The sequence below is a fragment of the Streptomyces sp. NPDC026673 genome, from assembly GCF_040638135.1.
Classification (GTDB): domain Bacteria; phylum Actinomycetota; class Actinomycetes; order Streptomycetales; family Streptomycetaceae; genus Actinacidiphila.
In genome coordinates, this window is sequence record NZ_JBEZXR010000093.1 from 1 (window position 1) to 16,635 (window position 16,635).

At 73.8% G+C, this 16,635-nt stretch carries 19 protein-coding genes and 1 pseudogene; 16 read left to right on the forward strand and 4 right to left on the reverse strand.

Translation table 11 applies throughout. The features are described 5' to 3' along the window. Nucleotides 1-103, reverse strand: a pseudogene (locus AB0F62_RS37375) (glutamine synthetase); the annotation flags it as partial. A 295-nt stretch (nucleotides 104-398) separates the two neighbouring features. Between AB0F62_RS37375 and AB0F62_RS37380 the strand changes: the two are divergent. From AB0F62_RS37380 to AB0F62_RS37390, 3 genes are read left to right on the forward strand one after another with little or no spacing between them, the layout of a single operon-like run. Further along, nucleotides 399-773 carry a 5-carboxymethyl-2-hydroxymuconate Delta-isomerase gene (locus AB0F62_RS37380; protein WP_361810025.1) on the forward strand — a complete coding sequence of 125 codons (375 nt, stop codon included), beginning with the start codon at nucleotides 399-401 and terminating at the stop codon, nucleotides 771-773. 2 nt (nucleotides 774-775) lie between these two features. After that, entirely contained in the window at nucleotides 776-1,645 is an 870-nt protein-coding gene (locus AB0F62_RS37385) for a Gfo/Idh/MocA family oxidoreductase (RefSeq protein WP_361810027.1), read from the forward strand. Nucleotides 1,646-1,703: 58 nt separating this feature from the next. Next, complete coding sequence (locus AB0F62_RS37390) at nucleotides 1,704-2,102, forward strand: hypothetical protein (protein ID WP_361810029.1); 399 nt, start codon at nucleotides 1,704-1,706, stop codon at nucleotides 2,100-2,102. A gap of 6 nt (nucleotides 2,103-2,108) precedes the next feature. Here AB0F62_RS37390 and AB0F62_RS37395 read toward each other — a convergent pair whose 3' ends face one another. After that, nucleotides 2,109-2,726 carry a hypothetical protein gene (locus AB0F62_RS37395; RefSeq protein ID WP_361810031.1) on the reverse strand — a complete coding sequence of 206 codons (618 nt, stop codon included), beginning with the start codon at nucleotides 2,724-2,726 and terminating at the stop codon, nucleotides 2,109-2,111. 71 nt (nucleotides 2,727-2,797) lie between these two features. Between AB0F62_RS37395 and AB0F62_RS37400 the strand changes: the two genes are divergently transcribed. Further along, a complete protein-coding gene (locus tag AB0F62_RS37400) occupies nucleotides 2,798-3,808 on the forward strand; it encodes an NADPH:quinone reductase (RefSeq protein WP_361810033.1) in 1,011 nt (336 codons plus the stop codon). Nucleotides 3,809-3,893: 85 nt separating this feature from the next. Continuing rightward, a complete protein-coding gene (locus AB0F62_RS37405; RefSeq protein WP_361810035.1) occupies nucleotides 3,894-4,478 on the forward strand; it encodes a TIGR03086 family metal-binding protein in 585 nt (194 codons plus the stop codon). On the opposite strand, the gene AB0F62_RS37410 is transcribed toward AB0F62_RS37405, so the two are convergent. Further along, nucleotides 4,468-5,304 (reverse strand): undecaprenyl-diphosphate phosphatase, encoded by an 837-nt coding sequence (locus AB0F62_RS37410; RefSeq protein ID WP_361810037.1) that lies wholly within the window; start codon nucleotides 5,302-5,304, stop codon nucleotides 4,468-4,470. The genes AB0F62_RS37405 and AB0F62_RS37410 overlap by 11 nt on opposite strands. A 337-nt stretch (nucleotides 5,305-5,641) precedes the next feature. Here AB0F62_RS37410 and AB0F62_RS37415 point away from each other — a divergent pair, with 337 nt between their 5' ends. From AB0F62_RS37415 to AB0F62_RS37465, 11 genes are all read left to right on the forward strand, one after another. Next, nucleotides 5,642-6,097, forward strand: coding sequence for an SPW repeat protein (locus tag AB0F62_RS37415; RefSeq protein WP_361810039.1), 456 nt, complete (start codon nucleotides 5,642-5,644; stop codon nucleotides 6,095-6,097). A 263-nt stretch (nucleotides 6,098-6,360) separates the two neighbouring features. Continuing rightward, nucleotides 6,361-7,455, forward strand: coding sequence for a magnesium and cobalt transport protein CorA (locus AB0F62_RS37420; RefSeq protein ID WP_361810041.1), 1,095 nt, complete (start codon nucleotides 6,361-6,363; stop codon nucleotides 7,453-7,455). Between the two features lie 26 nt (nucleotides 7,456-7,481). After that, nucleotides 7,482-8,657 (forward strand): FAD-binding oxidoreductase, encoded by a 1,176-nt coding sequence (locus tag AB0F62_RS37425; RefSeq protein WP_361810043.1) that lies wholly within the window; start codon nucleotides 7,482-7,484, stop codon nucleotides 8,655-8,657. Continuing rightward, the gene (locus AB0F62_RS37430; RefSeq protein ID WP_361810045.1) at nucleotides 8,654-8,962 is read left to right on the forward strand and encodes a (2Fe-2S)-binding protein; all 309 of its coding nucleotides are present in this window, start codon (nucleotides 8,654-8,656) and stop codon (nucleotides 8,960-8,962) included. Before AB0F62_RS37425 ends, AB0F62_RS37430 begins: the two co-directional genes overlap by 4 nt. After that, a complete protein-coding gene (locus AB0F62_RS37435) occupies nucleotides 8,959-9,147 on the forward strand; it encodes a hypothetical protein (protein ID WP_361810047.1) in 189 nt (62 codons plus the stop codon). The genes AB0F62_RS37430 and AB0F62_RS37435 overlap by 4 nt, the downstream gene beginning before the upstream one ends. Then, nucleotides 9,144-10,478, forward strand: coding sequence for an FAD-dependent oxidoreductase (locus AB0F62_RS37440; protein WP_361810049.1), 1,335 nt, complete (start codon nucleotides 9,144-9,146; stop codon nucleotides 10,476-10,478). Before AB0F62_RS37435 ends, AB0F62_RS37440 begins: the two co-directional genes overlap by 4 nt. Then, on the forward strand, nucleotides 10,475-11,374 hold the full coding sequence (locus AB0F62_RS37445; protein WP_361810051.1) for a dihydrodipicolinate synthase family protein: 900 nt from the start codon (nucleotides 10,475-10,477) through the stop codon (nucleotides 11,372-11,374). Before AB0F62_RS37440 ends, AB0F62_RS37445 begins: the two co-directional genes overlap by 4 nt. A gap of 112 nt (nucleotides 11,375-11,486) precedes the next feature. Further along, entirely contained in the window at nucleotides 11,487-12,488 is a 1,002-nt protein-coding gene (locus tag AB0F62_RS37450) for a proline racemase family protein (protein ID WP_361810053.1), read from the forward strand. 58 nt (nucleotides 12,489-12,546) lie between these two features. Further along, nucleotides 12,547-13,218, forward strand: coding sequence for a GntR family transcriptional regulator (locus tag AB0F62_RS37455; RefSeq protein WP_361810055.1), 672 nt, complete (start codon nucleotides 12,547-12,549; stop codon nucleotides 13,216-13,218). Nucleotides 13,219-13,373: 155 nt separating this feature from the next. Further along, nucleotides 13,374-14,048 (forward strand): (2Fe-2S)-binding protein, encoded by a 675-nt coding sequence (locus AB0F62_RS37460; RefSeq protein ID WP_361810057.1) that lies wholly within the window; start codon nucleotides 13,374-13,376, stop codon nucleotides 14,046-14,048. A 342-nt stretch (nucleotides 14,049-14,390) separates the two neighbouring features. Beyond that, nucleotides 14,391-15,185 carry an SAM-dependent methyltransferase gene (locus tag AB0F62_RS37465; RefSeq protein WP_361810059.1) on the forward strand — a complete coding sequence of 265 codons (795 nt, stop codon included), beginning with the start codon at nucleotides 14,391-14,393 and terminating at the stop codon, nucleotides 15,183-15,185. 155 nt (nucleotides 15,186-15,340) lie between these two features. Here the strand turns inward: AB0F62_RS37465 and AB0F62_RS37470 are convergent, their stop codons facing one another. Continuing rightward, nucleotides 15,341-16,111, reverse strand: a complete 771-nt coding sequence (locus tag AB0F62_RS37470) for a hypothetical protein (RefSeq protein WP_361810061.1) — start codon at nucleotides 16,109-16,111, stop codon at nucleotides 15,341-15,343. Nucleotides 16,112-16,635: the final 524 nt, after the last annotated feature.

Below are 16,635 nucleotides of genomic sequence, written 5' to 3' on the forward strand. Positions count from 1 at the left end.
ACACACCCGGCTCCGCGCCGTCGGCGAGGATCTTGGTCTTCGAGCGCAGCTTGGCGGTCGGCTCGGTACCGTCGATCCAGATGTACTCGGCCTTGTAGCTCACGGGCGTCATCCTTGTTGGCGTGGGCCTTGCGGGGCGTGGGGTGTTGCCGCTGCAGCGTCACAATCCGTGATTTCGCATCCATTGCCCGTGTGTTAACCCGATGTGAACGCGACGGCGTCTCATCTGCCGGACACCCTGTCCCGGGATCCGGTCGACCCCGCGAGCACCCGGCAGCGGCCGCCGCAGGCGTCGAAACACCCGTGCGCGCGGGCGGGTTGGCGCGCCGGACCCGCGCCGGGGCCGTCGCGCGCGGGCGCCCGCGGACGCCCGTGACCAGGGACGTAGGCTGTGTGCCATGCCTCACATCACCGTGGACTACACGGGCAATCTCGCCGACGCGTTCGACCGGCGCGGCTTCGCGACCGCGCTGCACCCGCTCGTCACCAAGATCATCGACACCAGGGTCGAGGCGTGCAAGACCCGGTTCCGGCGGTCCGAGGAGTACGTCCTCGCCGACGGCGCCCCCGAGCACGCGCTGGTCCTCGTCCAGGCCGCCATCCTGTCCGGGCGTACGCCCGAGGCCAAGACGCAGCTGAGCGAGGCGGTACTGGAACTGCTGCGGCAGCACCTCGCGCCGACCCCGGAGCTGAGCGTGCAGATCGCCGTCGACATCGTCGACCTCGACCGCACCTGGTACCGCAGCCACACCGAGCCGGCGGGGGAGCGGTGACCATGCGCATCGGACTCCTCGGCACCGGCCCCTGGGCGGAGATCGCCCACGGCCCCGCCCTCGCCGCCCACCCCGACGTCGAGTTCACCGGGATCTGGGGCCGCCGCCCCGAGGCGGCGGCCGCGCTCGCCGCGACCCTCGGCACCCGCGCCTACGCCGACGTGGACGAGCTCATCGCCGACGTGGACGCCGTCGCCGTCGCCCTGCCCCCGGACGTGCAGGCCCCGCTGGCGGTGCGCGCCGCCGAGGCCGGCCGCCACCTGCTGCTGGACAAGCCGGTCGCCACGACCGCGGCCGACGCCCGCCGCGTCGCCGACGCCGCCGAGGCGGCCGGGGTCGCGTCGGTGGTCTTCTTCACCCTCCGCTTCGACGCCACGAGTTCCGCCTGGGTCGACGAGCAGGCCGCCGAGGACGGCTGGTTCACCGCCCGCGCGGAGTGGCTCGGTTCGGTCTTCACCTCCGGCGACAGCCCCTTCGCCGCGTCCCCCTGGCGGCGTGAGAAGGGCGCGCTGTGGGACGTCGGCCCGCACGCGCTGTCCGTGCTGCTCCCGGTCCTCGGGGACGTCACCGCGCTCACCGCCGTCCAGGGCCCCGGGGACACCGTCCACCTGGTGCTGCGGCACGACAGCGGCGCCTCCAGCACCGCGGCGCTCAGCCTCACCGCCCCTCCGGCGGCCGCCGGCATGACGGTCGAGCTGCGCGGCACCTCCGGCGTCGCCTCGCTCCCCGACCGCGCCGACGGGCCCGTGCCCGCGTTCCGCAACGCCATCGACGCCCTGCTCACGGCTGTGCGCACCGGCGTCCCCCACCCCTGCGACGCCCGCTTCGGGGCGCGTGTCACGGAGTTGCTGGCCTCGGCCGACCCTGCGTGACGCGCCGTCAGGGGCGGAACCCTGGCGGGGGGCTTGCGAAGTGCCTATCGTTTTGGGTATGGCAGCGGACTGGTGGTCCATCGAAGTCCTCAACGCCAGCACATCCGCCGCGGCATGGCGTGACGCGTACGCGCCGACGCTCGTGGAGTCGGCGGTCACCAACCGTGCACTGGCGTGGGAATGGCACACGTACGGGTGGGGCGTCGTCTTCGAGTTGTGCTTCCGCAAAGAGGAGCACTGGCTCGCATGGCGCGCCCTGCCCGGAACTCGCGCGGCGCTCGACGCCGTCCCCGATCCGGTCTCCGGCGTCCTGGTCCACCGCGGTCGCGGCGGCACCAGCGGAGCCTTCGTCCCCCGCGCCCCGCACCGGTCGCCGGGCGCGGCCGCGGTGGGCCTCCCCGAGCCACCGGCCGAACCGGCGGGGGCGGTTCTGTGCGAACGGGCGGTGCGGGCGTAGCGCGGATCAGCGCGCGCCCCGCCGGGCCTTCACCTGCCGCGGCCACGCACGGCCCGCCGTCTCCACGGCCGCGGTCCGCAGCAACTCGAGCACGGCGGCCGCGGGATGGCCGCCGAACTCGGGGAACCACCAGAAGTGGTACTCGTTCCAGTAACTCACCGCGCGCCGCTCGGTGACGGCGAGGAACTCCGGGTGCTCCGCGGCGAACCGCCCGTGCACGCGGCGCGCCTCGCTCCCCGGCGCCAGGGCCTCGGTGAGCCGTGCGTGCAGGTCGGCGACGATCTCCAGCACGTACTCGCCGGTGAGCCGCACCACGAAGGGCACGGCCCATGGCTCGGCCACACCGGCGATCTGTGCCGCGTGCCGCTGCCGTACATACCCGTCGTGATGCACCGCGTACAGGCAGTGCAGGACGAGGCGCTGCCGGGGGGTGAGGGATGGCGCCACGTCCGGGTCGGGCTCGTCGTGGTACAGGCGCACCGGTATCCGCACATCGCCGTGGACCTCCCAGAAGGGGCCGAAGGGCCGGGGCGGCAGCAGAGCGGCGACCGCGCGCACGTCCGGCGCGAGCGCGGCGGGGAACGCGGCTTCCAGGGACGGCGGATCGGCAGTCGCGGAGGACATCGGCCGACCCTACCCGGACCGTGCTCCCGCGCGGTGGGAAGAATGCGCGTCGCGGCCGCCTTGTACGGATCATGAAGGCCATCGTGTACACGGAAGGCGGCGGCCCCGAGGTGCTGCGCCTGACCGAGCGGCCGATGCCGCAGCCGGGCCCCGGCGAGGTACGGGTACGAGTCGAGGTGTCCGGGGTGAATCCGACCGACTGGAAGGCGCGGCGCGGAGGGCCGTCCGGCACGGTCGCCGAGCAGGTGCCGAACCAGGACGGCGCCGGGGTGGTCGACGCGGTCGGTGAGGGCGTCGACCCCGGGCGGACCGGCGAGCGGGTGTGGCTGTGGGAGGCCGCCTGGCAGCGGGCGGACGGCACCGCCCAGCAGTACCTGACGCTCCCCGAGGCGCACGCCGTGCCGCTGCCGGAAACCGCGTCCTTCGACACCGGCGCGAGCCTCGGGATCCCGGCGATGACCGCGCATCGCGCGCTGACCGTGGCCGAGGACGGACCCGCCCGGCTCGCCCCCGGTGCCCTCGGCGGCCGGACCGTACTGGTCGCGGGGGGCGCCGGCGCGGTCGGCAACGCGGCGATCCAGCTCGCCCGCTGGGCGGGGGCGACGGTGGTGACCACGGTCAGCGGCCCCGGCAAGGCCGGCCTCGCCAGGGCCGCGGGCGCCCACCACGTCGTCGACTACCGGAGCGGCGACGCCGCCGCGGAGATCCGCCGGGCCGCCCCCGGAGGGATCGACATCGTCGTGGAGGTCGCCGTCGCGGTGAACACCGCGCTGGACCTGGCGGTGCTGGCACCGGGCGGCGTGGTCGCCTACTACGCCGACAACGGCGGCGCCGAGTTCACCCTGCCCGTCCGCGAGAGCTTCGCGCGCAATCTGCGCTGGCAGGGCGTGCTCGTCTACACCATGCCGGAGGCCGCCAAGCGCGAGGCGGTGGCGGCGCTCACGGCCGCCCTCGCCGACGGCGCCCTGCGGGCCGGCGAGGAGGCCGGTCTGCCGCTGCACCGGTTCCCGCTGGAGCGCACCGGCGACGCCCATACGGCGGTGGAGGAGGGCGCGGTGGGCAAGGTGCTCATCGACCTGTAGGCCCTGGTCCGGGGGACCGGCGGGCGGCCCCCCGGCTGTCGCGTTTGTTCAAGACCGGCCGCCGCCGCCTCCGCAGCATGGACGCATGAGCGAACTCCACGCGTACATGATCGAAGCCGCCGCCGAGGCCGCCCGCGTCGCCCGCGGGGTGGGCGGCGATCCCGCCCGCCTTGCCGCGCCGACCCCGTGCGGGGAGTGGGACACCCGCACGCTGCTGAACCACTGGATCCTCTACACCTCGCACGGCCTGGAGCACCGGGCACTGCGCAAGCCGCTCCCCGAGGAGCTCACCGCCCGCGACTTCACCGCCGACCCGGACTGGGCCACCGCGTACGCGGAGCAGCTGGACCGGGCCGTGGCCGCGTGGGCGGCGCCCGAGGTCCGGGAGGGCGAGATCGACCTGGGCCATGCCGTGATGCCGGCGGCCGAGGTCGCCTCGATGATCGTCAAGGAGCTCGCGGTCCACGGCTGGGACGTCGCCCGCGCCACCGGCCAGGAGCACCACTGCGGCGCGGGCCTCGGCGAGTTCGTGCTGGAGGTCGTCGACCGGTACGCCGGGCTGTACCGCCGGTACGACGGGTTCGCCGCGCCCGTCGCGCTCCCCGACCCCACCGCGGCCACCGCCTTCGAGCGGGCGCTGGCCCTGTCGGGCCGTACGCCTACGCGTTGATGACGCCCGTGCCGAGCAGGCCGAAGAGCAGGACGCTGATCACGATCCGGTAGATGATGAACGCGTTGAAGGAGTGCTTGGCCACGAACTTCAGCAGCCAGGCGATCGAGGCGTAGGCGACGATGAAGGAGACGACCGTACCGACGACGAGCGGCGCCGTGTCGACTCCGGCGCCGAGCGCGTCCTTCAGCTCGTACAGGCCGGCGCCGGTCAGCGCGGGGATGCCCAGGAAGAAGGAGAGCCGGGTCGCCGCCAAGCGGTCGAGGTCGAGGATGAGCGCGGTGGACATCGTGGCGCCCGAGCGGGAGAAGCCGGGGAAGAGCAGGGCGAGGATCTGCGAGGAGCCGACGAGCATGGCGTCCTTGAAGGTGGTGTCGTCCTCGCCGCGCTTGTGGCGGCCCATCTGGTCGGCCGCCCACATCACGCCGCTGCCGACGAGCAGCGATCCCGCGACCACCCACAGTGACGCCAGCGGTCCCTCGATGAGCCGCTTGGCGGCCAGGCCGACGATCACGATCGGGATCGTCGCGAAGATCACCCACCAGCCGAACTTGTAGTCGTGGTGGTACCGCTCCTCTCGGTTGACCAGGCCGCGGCCCCACGCCTTGCAGATCCGGACGATGTCCTTGAAGAAGTAGACGAGCACGGCCGCGATGGCGCCGGACTGGATGACCGCGGAGAAGGCGACGACGGCCTTGTCGTCGACCGGGATGCCCATCAGGCCCTCGGTGATCTTCAGGTGGCCGGTGGACGAGATCGGGAGGAATTCGGTGACCCCCTCCACGACGCCGAGGACAGCTGCCTGACCGATACTGATGGCGCTCATGGGACCCATCTCTGCGGAGTACGTGGCATGCCCGGGCCTGCACCGGCCGGAGCCCTACGGAGTGTAAGAGAAGTCCCGCGCCCCCCGCGAACCAGGGCGCGCCGCCCCGGCGGGCTGCCGCGTACGGGGCCCCGCAACGGCGCGGCCGTGTACGGGATGATCCGGGCATATGTCGTATGCGTCACAGAATTCTCCTCCGGCGTCGCGGAACACGACCGGCGAATTGTCATGAAACGGATATCTACCAAGAAAGGTCGTGGAAGCGCACAATAGTTATGCGGTCGCCGTGCGGCCGTACAGTGCGGTCCGACTTGCAGGCACGAAGGAGGCGAGTCGTATGGCCGACCTTTCCCACCGTCCAGGTGACCTCTCCGGTCACCCCGATGTGCACGAGATGGGGGCCAGGTACGCCCGCATGCTCGAAGGCGGGCGGGATGTGGCGCTCGTCGACGGGCCGGTGTTCCTCTCCGGCCTCTACTGCGCCATCTCCCCCTGGACGGTCCACTTCTCGGGCGCCCGTCCCGAACTGGCGCTCAACAACCTGGTCATCGGCATCGCCGTCGCCCTGCTCGGGCTCTGCCTCGCCATGGCACCGGCCAGGATGTACGGCCTCAGCTGGGCCATCGCCGCCCTCGGCATCTGGATGATCATCTCGCCATGGGTGGTCTCCACCACGAGCCCCGGCACCGGGGCGATCGTCAACAACGTCGTCGTCGGCGCGGTGATCTGCCTGCTGGGCCTGGTCGCCGCGGCCACCCTCGGCCGTACCCAGCGCGGTACCACCACCATGTGAAGGAGGCAGCGGCGTTCCACCGCCGCACCCGCCGGGCCCCTCCCGCCGTGCACCCTCACCGGCCGGAGGGGCCCGGCGCGCGCGGCTGCCGCCGGGGTGCGGGGAAGGCGTGCGGTACACCGAATACCCGCAGGGTGGAAGGCCGAAGACCCGCAGGGTGGAAGGCCGAAGACCCGCAGGGTGGAAGGCCGATGAGACGGAAGGCTCGAACAGGGCGGGGCGTGGGCAATACTGGCGGCCGCATGCCTGCGTAGGAGCCCTTCATGTCGATGATCAGCAATCTCCGCAAAGCCGTCCGCCTGACCCACCTGCGCCAACGGCGCGTGGACCTCAGCCACCCGGCGCGCTCGCCGCTCGGCAGTTCCGTGGTGAACTGCGTTGTCTACATGGACGGATTGCGCCAGGACGACTGCGCCGCGTACGAGGCGATCGCCCGGGTCCGCAAGTCCGGCCGGGGCTTCGTCTGGATCGGGCTCCACGAGCCGTCGGAGGCGGAGTTCGCCGGTGTCGCCGAGTTGTTCGGGCTCCACCCGCTCGCCGTCGAGGACGCCGTCCACGCGCAGCAGCGGCCCAAGCTGGAGCGGTACGGGGACACCCTGTTCACCGTGCTCAAGACCGCCCGCTATGTGGAGCACGACCGGCTCACCGCGACCAGCGAGGTCGTGGAGACCGGCGACATCATGGTCTTCACCGGCCCCGACTTCGTCATCACGGTGCGCCACGGCGGCCACGGCTCCCTGGGCCCGCTCCGCGAGGGCCTGGAGACCGTCCCCGACCAGCTCTCCAAGGGGCCTGCCGCCGTCCTGCACGCGATAACCGACCATGTCGTCGACGAGTACCTGGCCGTCACCGCCGCGGTCCACGCGGACATCGAGCAGGTCGAGACGGACGTCTTCTCCAACCACCACGGCCGCGGCACCGACGCCGGGCGGATCTACCAGCTCAAGCGCGAACTGCTCGAGCTCAAGCGGGCCGTGGCGCCGCTCGGACGGCCGCTCCAGCGGTTCGCCGAGGAGCCTCTGCCGGGCATCGAGGACGACCTGCGGACCTACTTCCGCGACGCGGCCGACCACCTCGCCCGGGCCACCGAGCAGGTCAACTCCTTCGACGAACTGCTCAATTCGATACTCCAGGCCAACATCGCGCAGGTGACCATGGCCCAGAACGAGGACATGCGCAAGATCAGCGCCTGGGTCGCCATCCTCGCCGTCCCCACCATGATCTGCGGACTGTACGGGATGAACTTCGAGCACATGCCGGAACTCCGGTGGACCTACGGCTATCCGCTGGCGGTGGGCGTGATGGTCGTCGCGTGCTTCGTCATCCACCGGGGATTCCGGCGCAACGGCTGGTTGTGAGCTGTGCTGTGTGACATATTACCGGCGTGAGCAAGCCGACGAGCTGCGATGTCGTGGTCGTCGGCGCCGGAATGGTGGGCGCCGCCTGCGCCTTCCACGCCGCGTCGGCCGGACTGCGCACCACCTTGGTGGACCGGGGGCCGGTGGCCGGCGGCACCACCGGGGCCGGCGAGGGCAATCTGCTGGTCTCCGACAAGGAGCCGGGGCCGGAGCTCGGACTCGCCCTGCTGTCCGCGCGGTTGTGGCGCGAACTGACGGACCTTCACCGGCTGGGCAGGACCGCCGAGTACGAGCCCAAGGGCGGGCTCGTCGTCGCCTCGGGCGAGGACGGACTGCGCGCCCTGCTCGACTTCGCCGCCGCCCAGCGCCGGTCCGGCGTGGAGGCCGTACCCGTGCCCGCGGACGGACTGCGCGCCCTCGAACCCCATCTGGCGGACGGCCTCGCCGGGGGCGTCCACTACCCCCAGGACGCGCAGGTGCAGCCCGCGCTCGCCGCCGCCCGGCTCGTCCGCGCCGCCCGCGACCTGGGCGCGGAGACGCGGCTGGGCAGCACGGTGACGGCCGTGCTCCGCACCCGGGGCGGCGCGGTGCGCGGCGTCCGCACCGACCGGGGCGACATCCACGCCCCCGCGGTGGTCAACGCCGCCGGCACCTGGGGCGGCGAGGTGGCCGCCCTCGCCGGGGTACGGCTGCCCGTGCTGCCGCGCCGCGGCTTCGTCCTGGTCACCGAGCCCCTGCCGGCGCGTACCGTCCGCCACAAGGTGTACGCGGCCGACTACGTCGCCGACGTCGCCAGCGACTCCGCGGACCTGCAGACCTCCGCCGTCGTCGAGTCGACCGCGGCCGGACCGCTCCTCATCGGCGCCAGCCGCGAACGGGTCGGCTTCGACCGCACCTTCTCCCTGCCCGTCGCACGCCGTCTCGCCGCCCAGGCCCTCGCCCTGTTCCCGCTGCTGCGGGACGTCGCGACGCTGCGCGCCTACGCCGGCTTCCGGCCCTACCTTCCGGACCACCTCCCCGCGATCGGCCCCGACCCCCGTGTGCCCGGGCTCCACCACGCCTGCGGCCACGAGGGCGCGGGCATCGGACTCGCCCCGGCGACCGGCCACTTGATCGCCCAGTGCCTCACCGGGGACCGCCCCGATCTGGACCTCGAGCCCTTCCGCCCCGACCGCTTCCCCGCCGAGGAGGCCGCCCCGTGAGCCGCCGCACCCCCGCGCGCCTAGCCCGTGCCGCACCGGGACCGGGCTTCACCTTCACCTTCGACGGGCGCGCCGTCCCGGCTCACCCCGGCCAGTCCGTCGCGGCCGCGCTCTGGGCGGCCGGCGTCCTCTCCTGGCGCACCACCCGCGTGGAGGGCGCGCCCCGCGGCGTCTTCTGCGGCATCGGCGTCTGCTTCGACTGCCTCGTCACGGTCAACGGCCACGCGGGCCGACGCGCCTGCGTCACCCCCGTCGGCCCCGGTGACGTCGTCAACCCCCAGGTGGGGACAGGGGAGCTGCCGTGAGCGCCCGCGCGACGGTGACGGCGACGGCGACGGTGCGGGTGCCGGAACGGAGCCGGCAGCGGACCCGGAAGACCGCCGACGCCGTCTCCTCGGTCACCCCCGATCGGCCGGCGCGGCCCGTCCGTCTCGCCCGGGCCGCTTCGTTCCGGCGGGCGTACGACGCCCCGGCCGGGGGGCGGGCATGAGCGGGGAGCGGTACGGCCTGGCCGTCGTCGGGGCGGGGCCGGCGGGGATCGCGGCGGCGCTGGAGGCCGCCGACGGGGGTGTGAGGGTCGCCCTCCTCGACGCCGCCCCGCAGCCCGGCGGGCAGTTCTACCGGCAGCCCGCACCGGGGCTGCGGGCGCGCAGGGCGCGGGCGCTGCATCACGCCTGGCGTACCTGGCGCCGGCTGAGCGAGCGCCTGGAGGCGCACATCGGCGAGGGGCGCGTGACGCACCTGGCGGAACACCAGGTCTGGGCCGTGGAGCCGGGGTTCGCGCTCCACACGCTCGAGGCGGGCACGGTCCGGGCGGACGGCGTCGTCCTCGCGATCGGGGCCTACGAGAAGGTGCTGCCGTTCCCCGGCTGGACGCTGCCCGGCGTCGTCACCGCGGGCGGCGCGCAGGCCATGCTCAAGGGCGGCCTGGTACTCCCCGGACGTACGGTGGTGGTCGCCGGGACCGGGCCCCTGCTCCTGCCGGTCGCCACGGGCCTCGCCGCGGCCGGGGCGCGCGTCGCGGCGCTCGCCGACGCCGCCGACCCCCGAGGGCTGCTGCGGCACGCCTCCGCCGTTCCCCTGGGCAAGGTGGTGGAGGGCGCCGGCTACGCCGCCCGGCTCGCCCGGCACGGCATCCGGCCGCGCTGGCGGCACACCGTCGTGGCCGCCCACGGCGTGGACCGCGTCGAGGCGGTCACCCTGGCCGGGCCCGACGGCACGCGGCACCGCGTCGCCTGCGACGCCCTCGCCGTCGGCCACGGCCTGCTGCCGCACACCGACCTCGCCGACTCCTTCGAGGTGGACGACGAGCAGCGCACCCCCACCCCCGGTGTCTGGGCCGCCGGCGAGGTGACCGGTATCGGCGGCGCGGACCTGGCCCTCGCCGAGGGGACGATCGCCGGACGGTCCGCCGCCGCCCGGCTGCGCGGCGCCCAACCCGATCCCGCGGGGTGGGCGGCGGCGGCCCGCCGTCGTGAGCGCCTGCGGAGGTTCGCCGCCGCGCTCGACGCCGTCTACCGCGTCCCCGGCGACTGGGCGGAGACCGTCGTCACCGACGACACCCTGCTGTGCCGCTGCGAGGAGGTGCCCGCCTCCGCCGTCCGCGAGGCCGTCCGGGACCTCGGCGCCGGCGACCTCCGCACGGTCAAGCTGCTCACCCGCGCCGGCATGGGCTGGTGCCAGGGCCGCGTCTGCGCCCCCGGCGTCGCCGCCGTCGCCGGGTGCCCCTTCACCGCCCCCGGGCGGTCCTTCGCCCGGCCCGTACCGCTCGGCCTCCTGGCCGGCGACGCAGACGAAGAGGAAGAGAGGGAACAGCCATGAGTCCTGCCCCGAACCGCCCGTGGCGCGGAGTGCTGGTCGCCACCGCGCTGCCGCTGCGCGCGGAGGACCTGTCCGTCGACTACGACGCTTACGCCGCCCACTGCGCCTGGCTGGTGGCGAACGGCTGCGACGGCGTCGTCCCCAACGGCTCCCTCGGCGAGTACCAGACGCTGACCCCCGCCGAGCGCGCGCGCGTCGTGGAGACCGCCGTCGCCGCGATCGGCGGCGACCGGGTGGTACCGGGCGTCGCGGCGTACGGTTCCGGCGAGGCCCGCCGCTGGGCCGAGCACGCCGCCGACGCCGGCTGCGCGGCCGTCATGCTGCTGCCGCCCAACGCCTACCGCGCCGACGAGCGCTCCGTCCGCGCCCACTACGCGGAGGTCGCGCGGGCGGGCCTACCGGTCGTCGCCTACAACAACCCCTACGACACCAAGGTCGACCTGACCCCGCGCCTGCTCGCGGAACTGCACGGGGCGGGCCACATCCAGGCCGTCAAGGAGTTCAGCGGCGACGTGCGCCGCGCCTGGGAGCTGGCCGAACTCGCCCCGGAGCTCGACCTCGTGGTCGGCGCGGACGACGTGCTGCTGGAACTGGCCGCCGCGGGCGCCAAGGGCTGGGTGGCGGGTTACCCCAACGCCCTGCCCCGGGCCTGCGCGGAACTCTTCCGGGCCGCGGTCGCCGGGGACACCGCGACCGCGCTGCCGCTCTACCGCACCCTGCACCCGCTGCTGCGCTGGGACTCCAGGACCGAGTTCGTCCAGGCCATCAAGGTCTCGATGGACCTCACCGGCCGCTACGGCGGTACCTGCCGCCCGCCGCGCGTGCCGCTGCTGCCGGAGCAGGAGAAGGAGGTCAGGGCCGCCACCGAGGCCGCGATCGCCGCCGGCCTGGCGTAGGGCCCGCCGCCCGGCGGCCCGACCCCGACCCGGCAGCCCGACCCCGACCCGGCAGCCCGACCCCGACCCCGACCCGGACCCGGACCCGGATCCACGAGGAGGACACACCCCCATGCGCAGCAAACTCGTCCTGCACGCGGTGGACTCCCACACCGAGGGCATGCCCACCCGCGTCGTCACCGGCGGCATCGGCACCGTCCCCGGCGCCACCATGAACGACCGCCGCCTCCACTTCCGCGACCACCTCGACCACATCCGGCACCTGCTGATGGACGAGCCGCGCGGCCACGCCGCGATGAGCGGGGCGATCCTGCAGCCGCCGACCCGCCCGGACGCCGACTACGGCGTGATCTACATCGAGGTCTCCGGCTACCTCCCGATGTGCGGGCACGGGACGATCGGCGTGGCGACCGTCCTCGTCGAGACGGGCATGGTCCCAGTGACCGAACCGGTCACCACGGTCCGCCTCGACACCCCGGCCGGTCTGGTCGTCGCCGAGGTCGCCGTCAGCGACGGCACGGCGACCGCCGTGACCCTGCGCAACGTCCCCTCGTTCAGCGTCGCGCTGGACCGCAAGGCCGTCCTCGCCGACGGCCGCACGGTCACCTACGACCTCGCCTACGGCGGCAACTTCTACGCGATCCTGCCCCTGGACGCCTTCGGCCTGCCCTTCGACCGGTCCCGCAAGGACGACATCCTCGCCGCGGGCCTCGCGCTGATGGACGCCATCAACGCCGAGGAGCCGCCCGTCCACCCGGAGGACCCCACCATCCGCGGCTGCAAGCACGTCCAGTTGCTGGCGCCCGGCTCCACGGCCACCCGCTCCCGGCACGCCATGGCCATCCACCCGGGCTGGTTCGACCGCTCGCCCTGCGGCACCGGCACGAGCGCGCGCATGGCCCAGCTGCACGCCCGCGGCGAACTCCCCCTCGACCGGGACTTCGTGAACGAGTCCTTCATCGGCACGCACTTCACCGGCCGGCTCACCGGCACCACCGAGGTGGCCGGCCGGCCCGCCGTGCTGCCGTCCGTCACGGGCCGCGCCTGGATCACCGGCACCGCCCAGTACCTGCTGGACCCGGCCGACCCGTTCCCCGCCGGATTCGTCCTCTAGCCGCCACGACACCGATACTGGTCGGATACATGCCACCCCGCCGAGGAGGAGCCACCGCATGGCAGCGCACGACGGGCCCGCCCTGCCCTCCCTCGGCGGGCAGCGGTCCGGCAGTTACCGCGAGCTCGTCGCGGACGCCCTGCGCGCGGCCCTCGTCGCGGGGGAACTGCGCCCGGGCGAAGTGCACTCCGCACCCGCGCTGGCCGGCCGCTTCGGCGTCTCCGCGACCCCGGTCCGCGAGGCGCTGCTGGACCTGGCCAAGGAGGGGCTGCTCGACCCGGTGCCCAACAAGGGCTTCCGGGTGACCGCGGTCTCCGAGCGGCAGCTGGACGAGTACACCCACATCCGCTCCCTCATCGAGATCCCGACCGTCGCGGCGCTCGCCGCCACCGCCGACGCCGCGGCGCTGGAGGCGCTGCGCCCGGCCGCCGAGGAGATCGTCACCGCCGCCGCGGCCGGCGATCTCATCGCCTACGTCGAGGCCGACCGCCGCTTCCACCTCGGGCTGCTCGCCCTCGCCGGCAACGAGCACCTCGTGGAGGTCGTCGGTGATCTGCGCAAGCGCTCCCGGCTGTACGGCCTGACGGCGCTCGCCGAACGCGGCCTGCTGCGCGCCTCGGCGGAGGAGCACCTGGAGCTGCTGGACGCCCTGCTGGCCCGCGACGGCGCGACCGCGCGGGCCGTCATGACCCGTCACCTCGGGCACGTCAGGGGCCTTTGGGCGCACTGATACGGTGACCGGGCCCGACGCCCGCTCACCGGACACCGCCGGCCCGTACGCGGCCGTCCGGGCCGCCGTACCGGCGTACCGTCCGATCGCCCGGGGTCGGGGAACACCCGGCGGCGCGAGCCCCGTACGGCGCCGGGGCGTGAGCGGAGGGTGTCGTGGGACCGTTCTTCACCGTACGCACCGGGCCGGGGGAGCCGCGGGCCGAGGGCTTCGCACCGCTGGCGGAGGTGTACGCCGGGCGACCCTCGGCCGCGCTCACCGGCAGGGTGGCGGAGGTCGGGCGGCGGCTCGGCACGCCCGAGCGGCGCGTCGCCGCCTCGCTGGCCCACCAGGGACTCGCCGCGCGGCTGTGGTCGGTCGCGCTCGGCCCGGCGGCGCTGACCGGCCGCATGCCCGACCTGTCCGGCGGACGCCTGTGGTGGCATCCCGGGCGGTCCACCCCGGACGAGCTGTGGCTGCCGGAGAGCCCGCACGAGGTGCCGGCCGCGCGGCTGCGCGACGACGTGCTGTACGGCCACCTGGTGCCGCTGGGCGAGGCCGTGCACGCGGTGTCGGGGGTGTCGTCCCGGCTGCTGTGGGGCAATGCCGCGTCCGCGCTCGCCGGCACCCTGCGGGTGCTGCACGCCTGGTGCCTCGGGGAGGGCGGGCGGCCCGACGCGGCGGCCCGTGCGGTCGCGCTGACGGCGGAGCTGATGGCGGACCCCCTGCTGCGCGACGCCGGCGTTCTCGCGCTCACCGGTTCCGCGGCGCCCGCGTACGCCCGCCGCAGCTGCTGCCTGTACTACCGCGTGCCGGGCGGCGGCCTGTGCGGGGACTGCGTACTGCGGTGAGGGCGGGCCGGCCGGGTCCGGCGGGCGCCGGTCGGAAAGACGATCACCCTGCGGGAAGGACCGCGCCCGGGACCGCGGGCGCGACGCCACCGAAGGCTGACGGGCCGGCTCCGCCCTCGTCCACCATGTTGATGCATGGCTCTCGTTGTTGCAAGCACTGTGCAATAAGGGTCGGTGCCGGACCCGGCGCGCCCGCCGTCGCCGGAGGGCCGGGCGCCCTGCCGCCCTTGCCCCCGCGCTGACGAGGAACTATGCCCGTGGGCAGGGAAGTTGACGATATGAAAAGCTGTCGTCAGCCGCCCACGGGGCAGGGCCCGGGACGGTCGCCGAGAGGAGTGCAGCGTGATGGAGAACGGCTTCCGTGCCGAGGAGATCGACACCGGCAGGCCACATCCTGCGCGGATCTACGACTACCTGCTGGGCGGCAAGGACAACTACGAGGTGGACCGCAAGGCCGCCGACGAACTCGCCGCCGCGGCGCCCGAGGTGAGGATCGGCGTGCGGGCCAACCGCGCCTTCCTGAGCCGCGCCGTCCGGTACGTGGTCGGCAGCGGCGTCCGCCAGATCCTCGACATCGGCACCGGCCTGCCCACGTCGCCGAACGTGCACGAGATCGCGCAGGAGACGGCGCCGGACGTGCGCATCGCCTACGTCGACAACGACCCCATCGTGAACACCTACGCCAACGCGCTGCTCAGCCGGTCCGCCGCCACCGGCGTCGTGCTGGCCGACCTGCGCGACCCGCGGGCCATCCTGGAGCACCCGGAGGTCCGCCGGGTCATCGACTTCGAGGAACCGGTGGCCCTGCTCCTCGTCGCCGTCCTGCACTTCCTCACCGAGGCCGAGCGGCCCGAGGAGGTGGTCGCCACCCTGCGCGACGCGCTTCCGGACGGCAGTTTCCTGGTGCTCTCCCACGCCACCGACGACTTCGCCGACCGCAGCGAGGCCCAGGCCGTCTACAACAACGCCACCGCGACCCTCAACCTCCGCTCCCGCTCCGAGGTCGAGCGGTTCTTCGACGGCTTCGAACTGGTCGAGCCCGGTCTGGTCCAGGTCCCGTTCTGGCGCCCGGACACCGCGGTGCCGGACCGGTCCGGCGAGATCGGCTTCTACGGGGGCGTCGCCCGCCGCGCGTAGCCCGGCCCCCGGCCCCCCCGGCCCCCGGCCGCCTGCGGCCCGCAGGGCCGCTCAGCCCGGCCGGCCGGTCGCCGGTCGGCCGGGCCGCCACCTCCGCATCGCCGGAGCACGTCCGCCCGGCACACGGGGCCCGCGGCCCCGCGTATGCGGCGGTGTCAGCAGGTCCTCGGAGGGGCAGCGGCGGAGGCGTCCGCTCTCGGCGCCGCTGACGGGGAGGCGCGTGTGGGAGTCGGGGACGCCGTGGCCAGGAGGTTCTTGATCTGGTCGACTCCCTGCCCGGCGAGGAGGTCGGCGACGGGGGTGCGGTCGCTGGTGGTGGCTCGGGCCGACGGGGAGGGTGCGGGGCGCTCGGTACCTTCGATCTCTCCCTTGCCGAGCGTTTCGTCATCGAAGGGCAGGGTGGATCCGAATCCGAGGCCGACCCAGCCGGCGGCCTCGGGTTTGTCTCCCTTGGAGCACTTGGCCGGTTCCCAGTGCAGGGCGATCACATAGCTGTGGCCGGGTTCGATCCGGGGTTGGTCGCGCAGCGCGTACTTGTGACGATTGGTGGGTTCACCTTCGAAGACCCAGCCGGCGGACTGGCGGGTGTAGGTCCGCGGTGCCGGATGCTCGGTACCCGCACGTGACCACAGCACCTGATCCACGCGCATCTCGACCGAGCGGCCGACAAGGCCCTCACCCCGGTCGATCTCGCTCTGCGCGGGAGGAACCGCCTTCTCCGACGTCGCGGTCGCCACGACGACATGGTCCGCGTAGGACACCCAGTCCGCCGCCGTGGAGTTGGGATAACGGCCAAGGCCGTCGCCGAACACCGGGCCGGACCCTGACCACGGGCTGTACCCGAACGCGGCCGCAAACCAGCCGCCGACACACAACAGCGATGCTCCGACGGCACTCGCCAGGATCACGGTGGGCTTTCGCATCATGCACCCCCCAGTAGACGGAATTGATTCCGTTGGCGTTGCCGGATCCCAGCTGGTCGTCACAACGGGTTTCGACCACGCATCCAAGCGCAACATGATCCTTCACGCCATCCTCGGGAGTGTTCGGTGTCCGCGTCCGCTCGGCATTGCCGGACATGTCACGGCCGCGACACACCGGCTCGGCCATGGGGCACGGTCGGATCAGAAGGCGTCTCGCCACCAACAATGGGTCGGCTCGCCGTATGGCACGGCATCGGGTCTTTCGAGGATTTTCAGGTCGAGAGGCCGCACGATGCCGCGCAACTCTCTTGCTGTCTTTCCTGGAAGAGCACGGATCGCCAGCTCCAGTAGATCTCGCTCGTCCGAGGGCTCGGGGCAGCAGTCCGGGACGCCGCATCGGTCACCGAACGGTGAGGGAAGCCGGTCCTTCGGCGCTCGTGCGATGGCCGCCCATCGGGAGAGAGCCTGCCCTATCCGGCCGGGCTGGAGCCGTGTTCGTTCCAACTCGATGACGTGTGCTTGAGCGG

Excerpts from the sequence above, each read along its gene's own strand:
- AB0F62_RS37440 (WP_361810049.1), top strand. The coding sequence starts at position 9,144 with ATGAGCGGGGAGCGGTACGGCCTGGCCGTCGTCGGGGCGGGGCCGGCG.
- AB0F62_RS37470 (WP_361810061.1), bottom strand. The coding sequence starts at position 16,111 with ATGATGCGAAAGCCCACCGTGATCCTGGCGAGTGCCGTCGGAGCATCG.
- AB0F62_RS37415 (WP_361810039.1), top strand. The coding sequence starts at position 5,642 with ATGGCCGACCTTTCCCACCGTCCAGGTGACCTCTCCGGTCACCCCGAT.
- AB0F62_RS37410 (WP_361810037.1), bottom strand. The coding sequence starts at position 5,304 with ATGAGCGCCATCAGTATCGGTCAGGCAGCTGTCCTCGGCGTCGTGGAG.
- AB0F62_RS37385 (WP_361810027.1), top strand. The coding sequence starts at position 776 with ATGCGCATCGGACTCCTCGGCACCGGCCCCTGGGCGGAGATCGCCCAC.
- AB0F62_RS37455 (WP_361810055.1), top strand. The coding sequence starts at position 12,547 with ATGGCAGCGCACGACGGGCCCGCCCTGCCCTCCCTCGGCGGGCAGCGG.
- AB0F62_RS37405 (WP_361810035.1), top strand. The coding sequence starts at position 3,894 with ATGAGCGAACTCCACGCGTACATGATCGAAGCCGCCGCCGAGGCCGCC.
- AB0F62_RS37450 (WP_361810053.1), top strand. The coding sequence starts at position 11,487 with ATGCGCAGCAAACTCGTCCTGCACGCGGTGGACTCCCACACCGAGGGC.
- AB0F62_RS37380 (WP_361810025.1), top strand. The coding sequence starts at position 399 with ATGCCTCACATCACCGTGGACTACACGGGCAATCTCGCCGACGCGTTC.
- AB0F62_RS37390 (WP_361810029.1), top strand. The coding sequence starts at position 1,704 with ATGGCAGCGGACTGGTGGTCCATCGAAGTCCTCAACGCCAGCACATCC.
- AB0F62_RS37445 (WP_361810051.1), top strand. The coding sequence starts at position 10,475 with ATGAGTCCTGCCCCGAACCGCCCGTGGCGCGGAGTGCTGGTCGCCACC.
- AB0F62_RS37395 (WP_361810031.1), bottom strand. The coding sequence starts at position 2,726 with ATGTCCTCCGCGACTGCCGATCCGCCGTCCCTGGAAGCCGCGTTCCCC.
- AB0F62_RS37420 (WP_361810041.1), top strand. The coding sequence starts at position 6,361 with ATGTCGATGATCAGCAATCTCCGCAAAGCCGTCCGCCTGACCCACCTG.
- AB0F62_RS37400 (WP_361810033.1), top strand. The coding sequence starts at position 2,798 with ATGAAGGCCATCGTGTACACGGAAGGCGGCGGCCCCGAGGTGCTGCGC.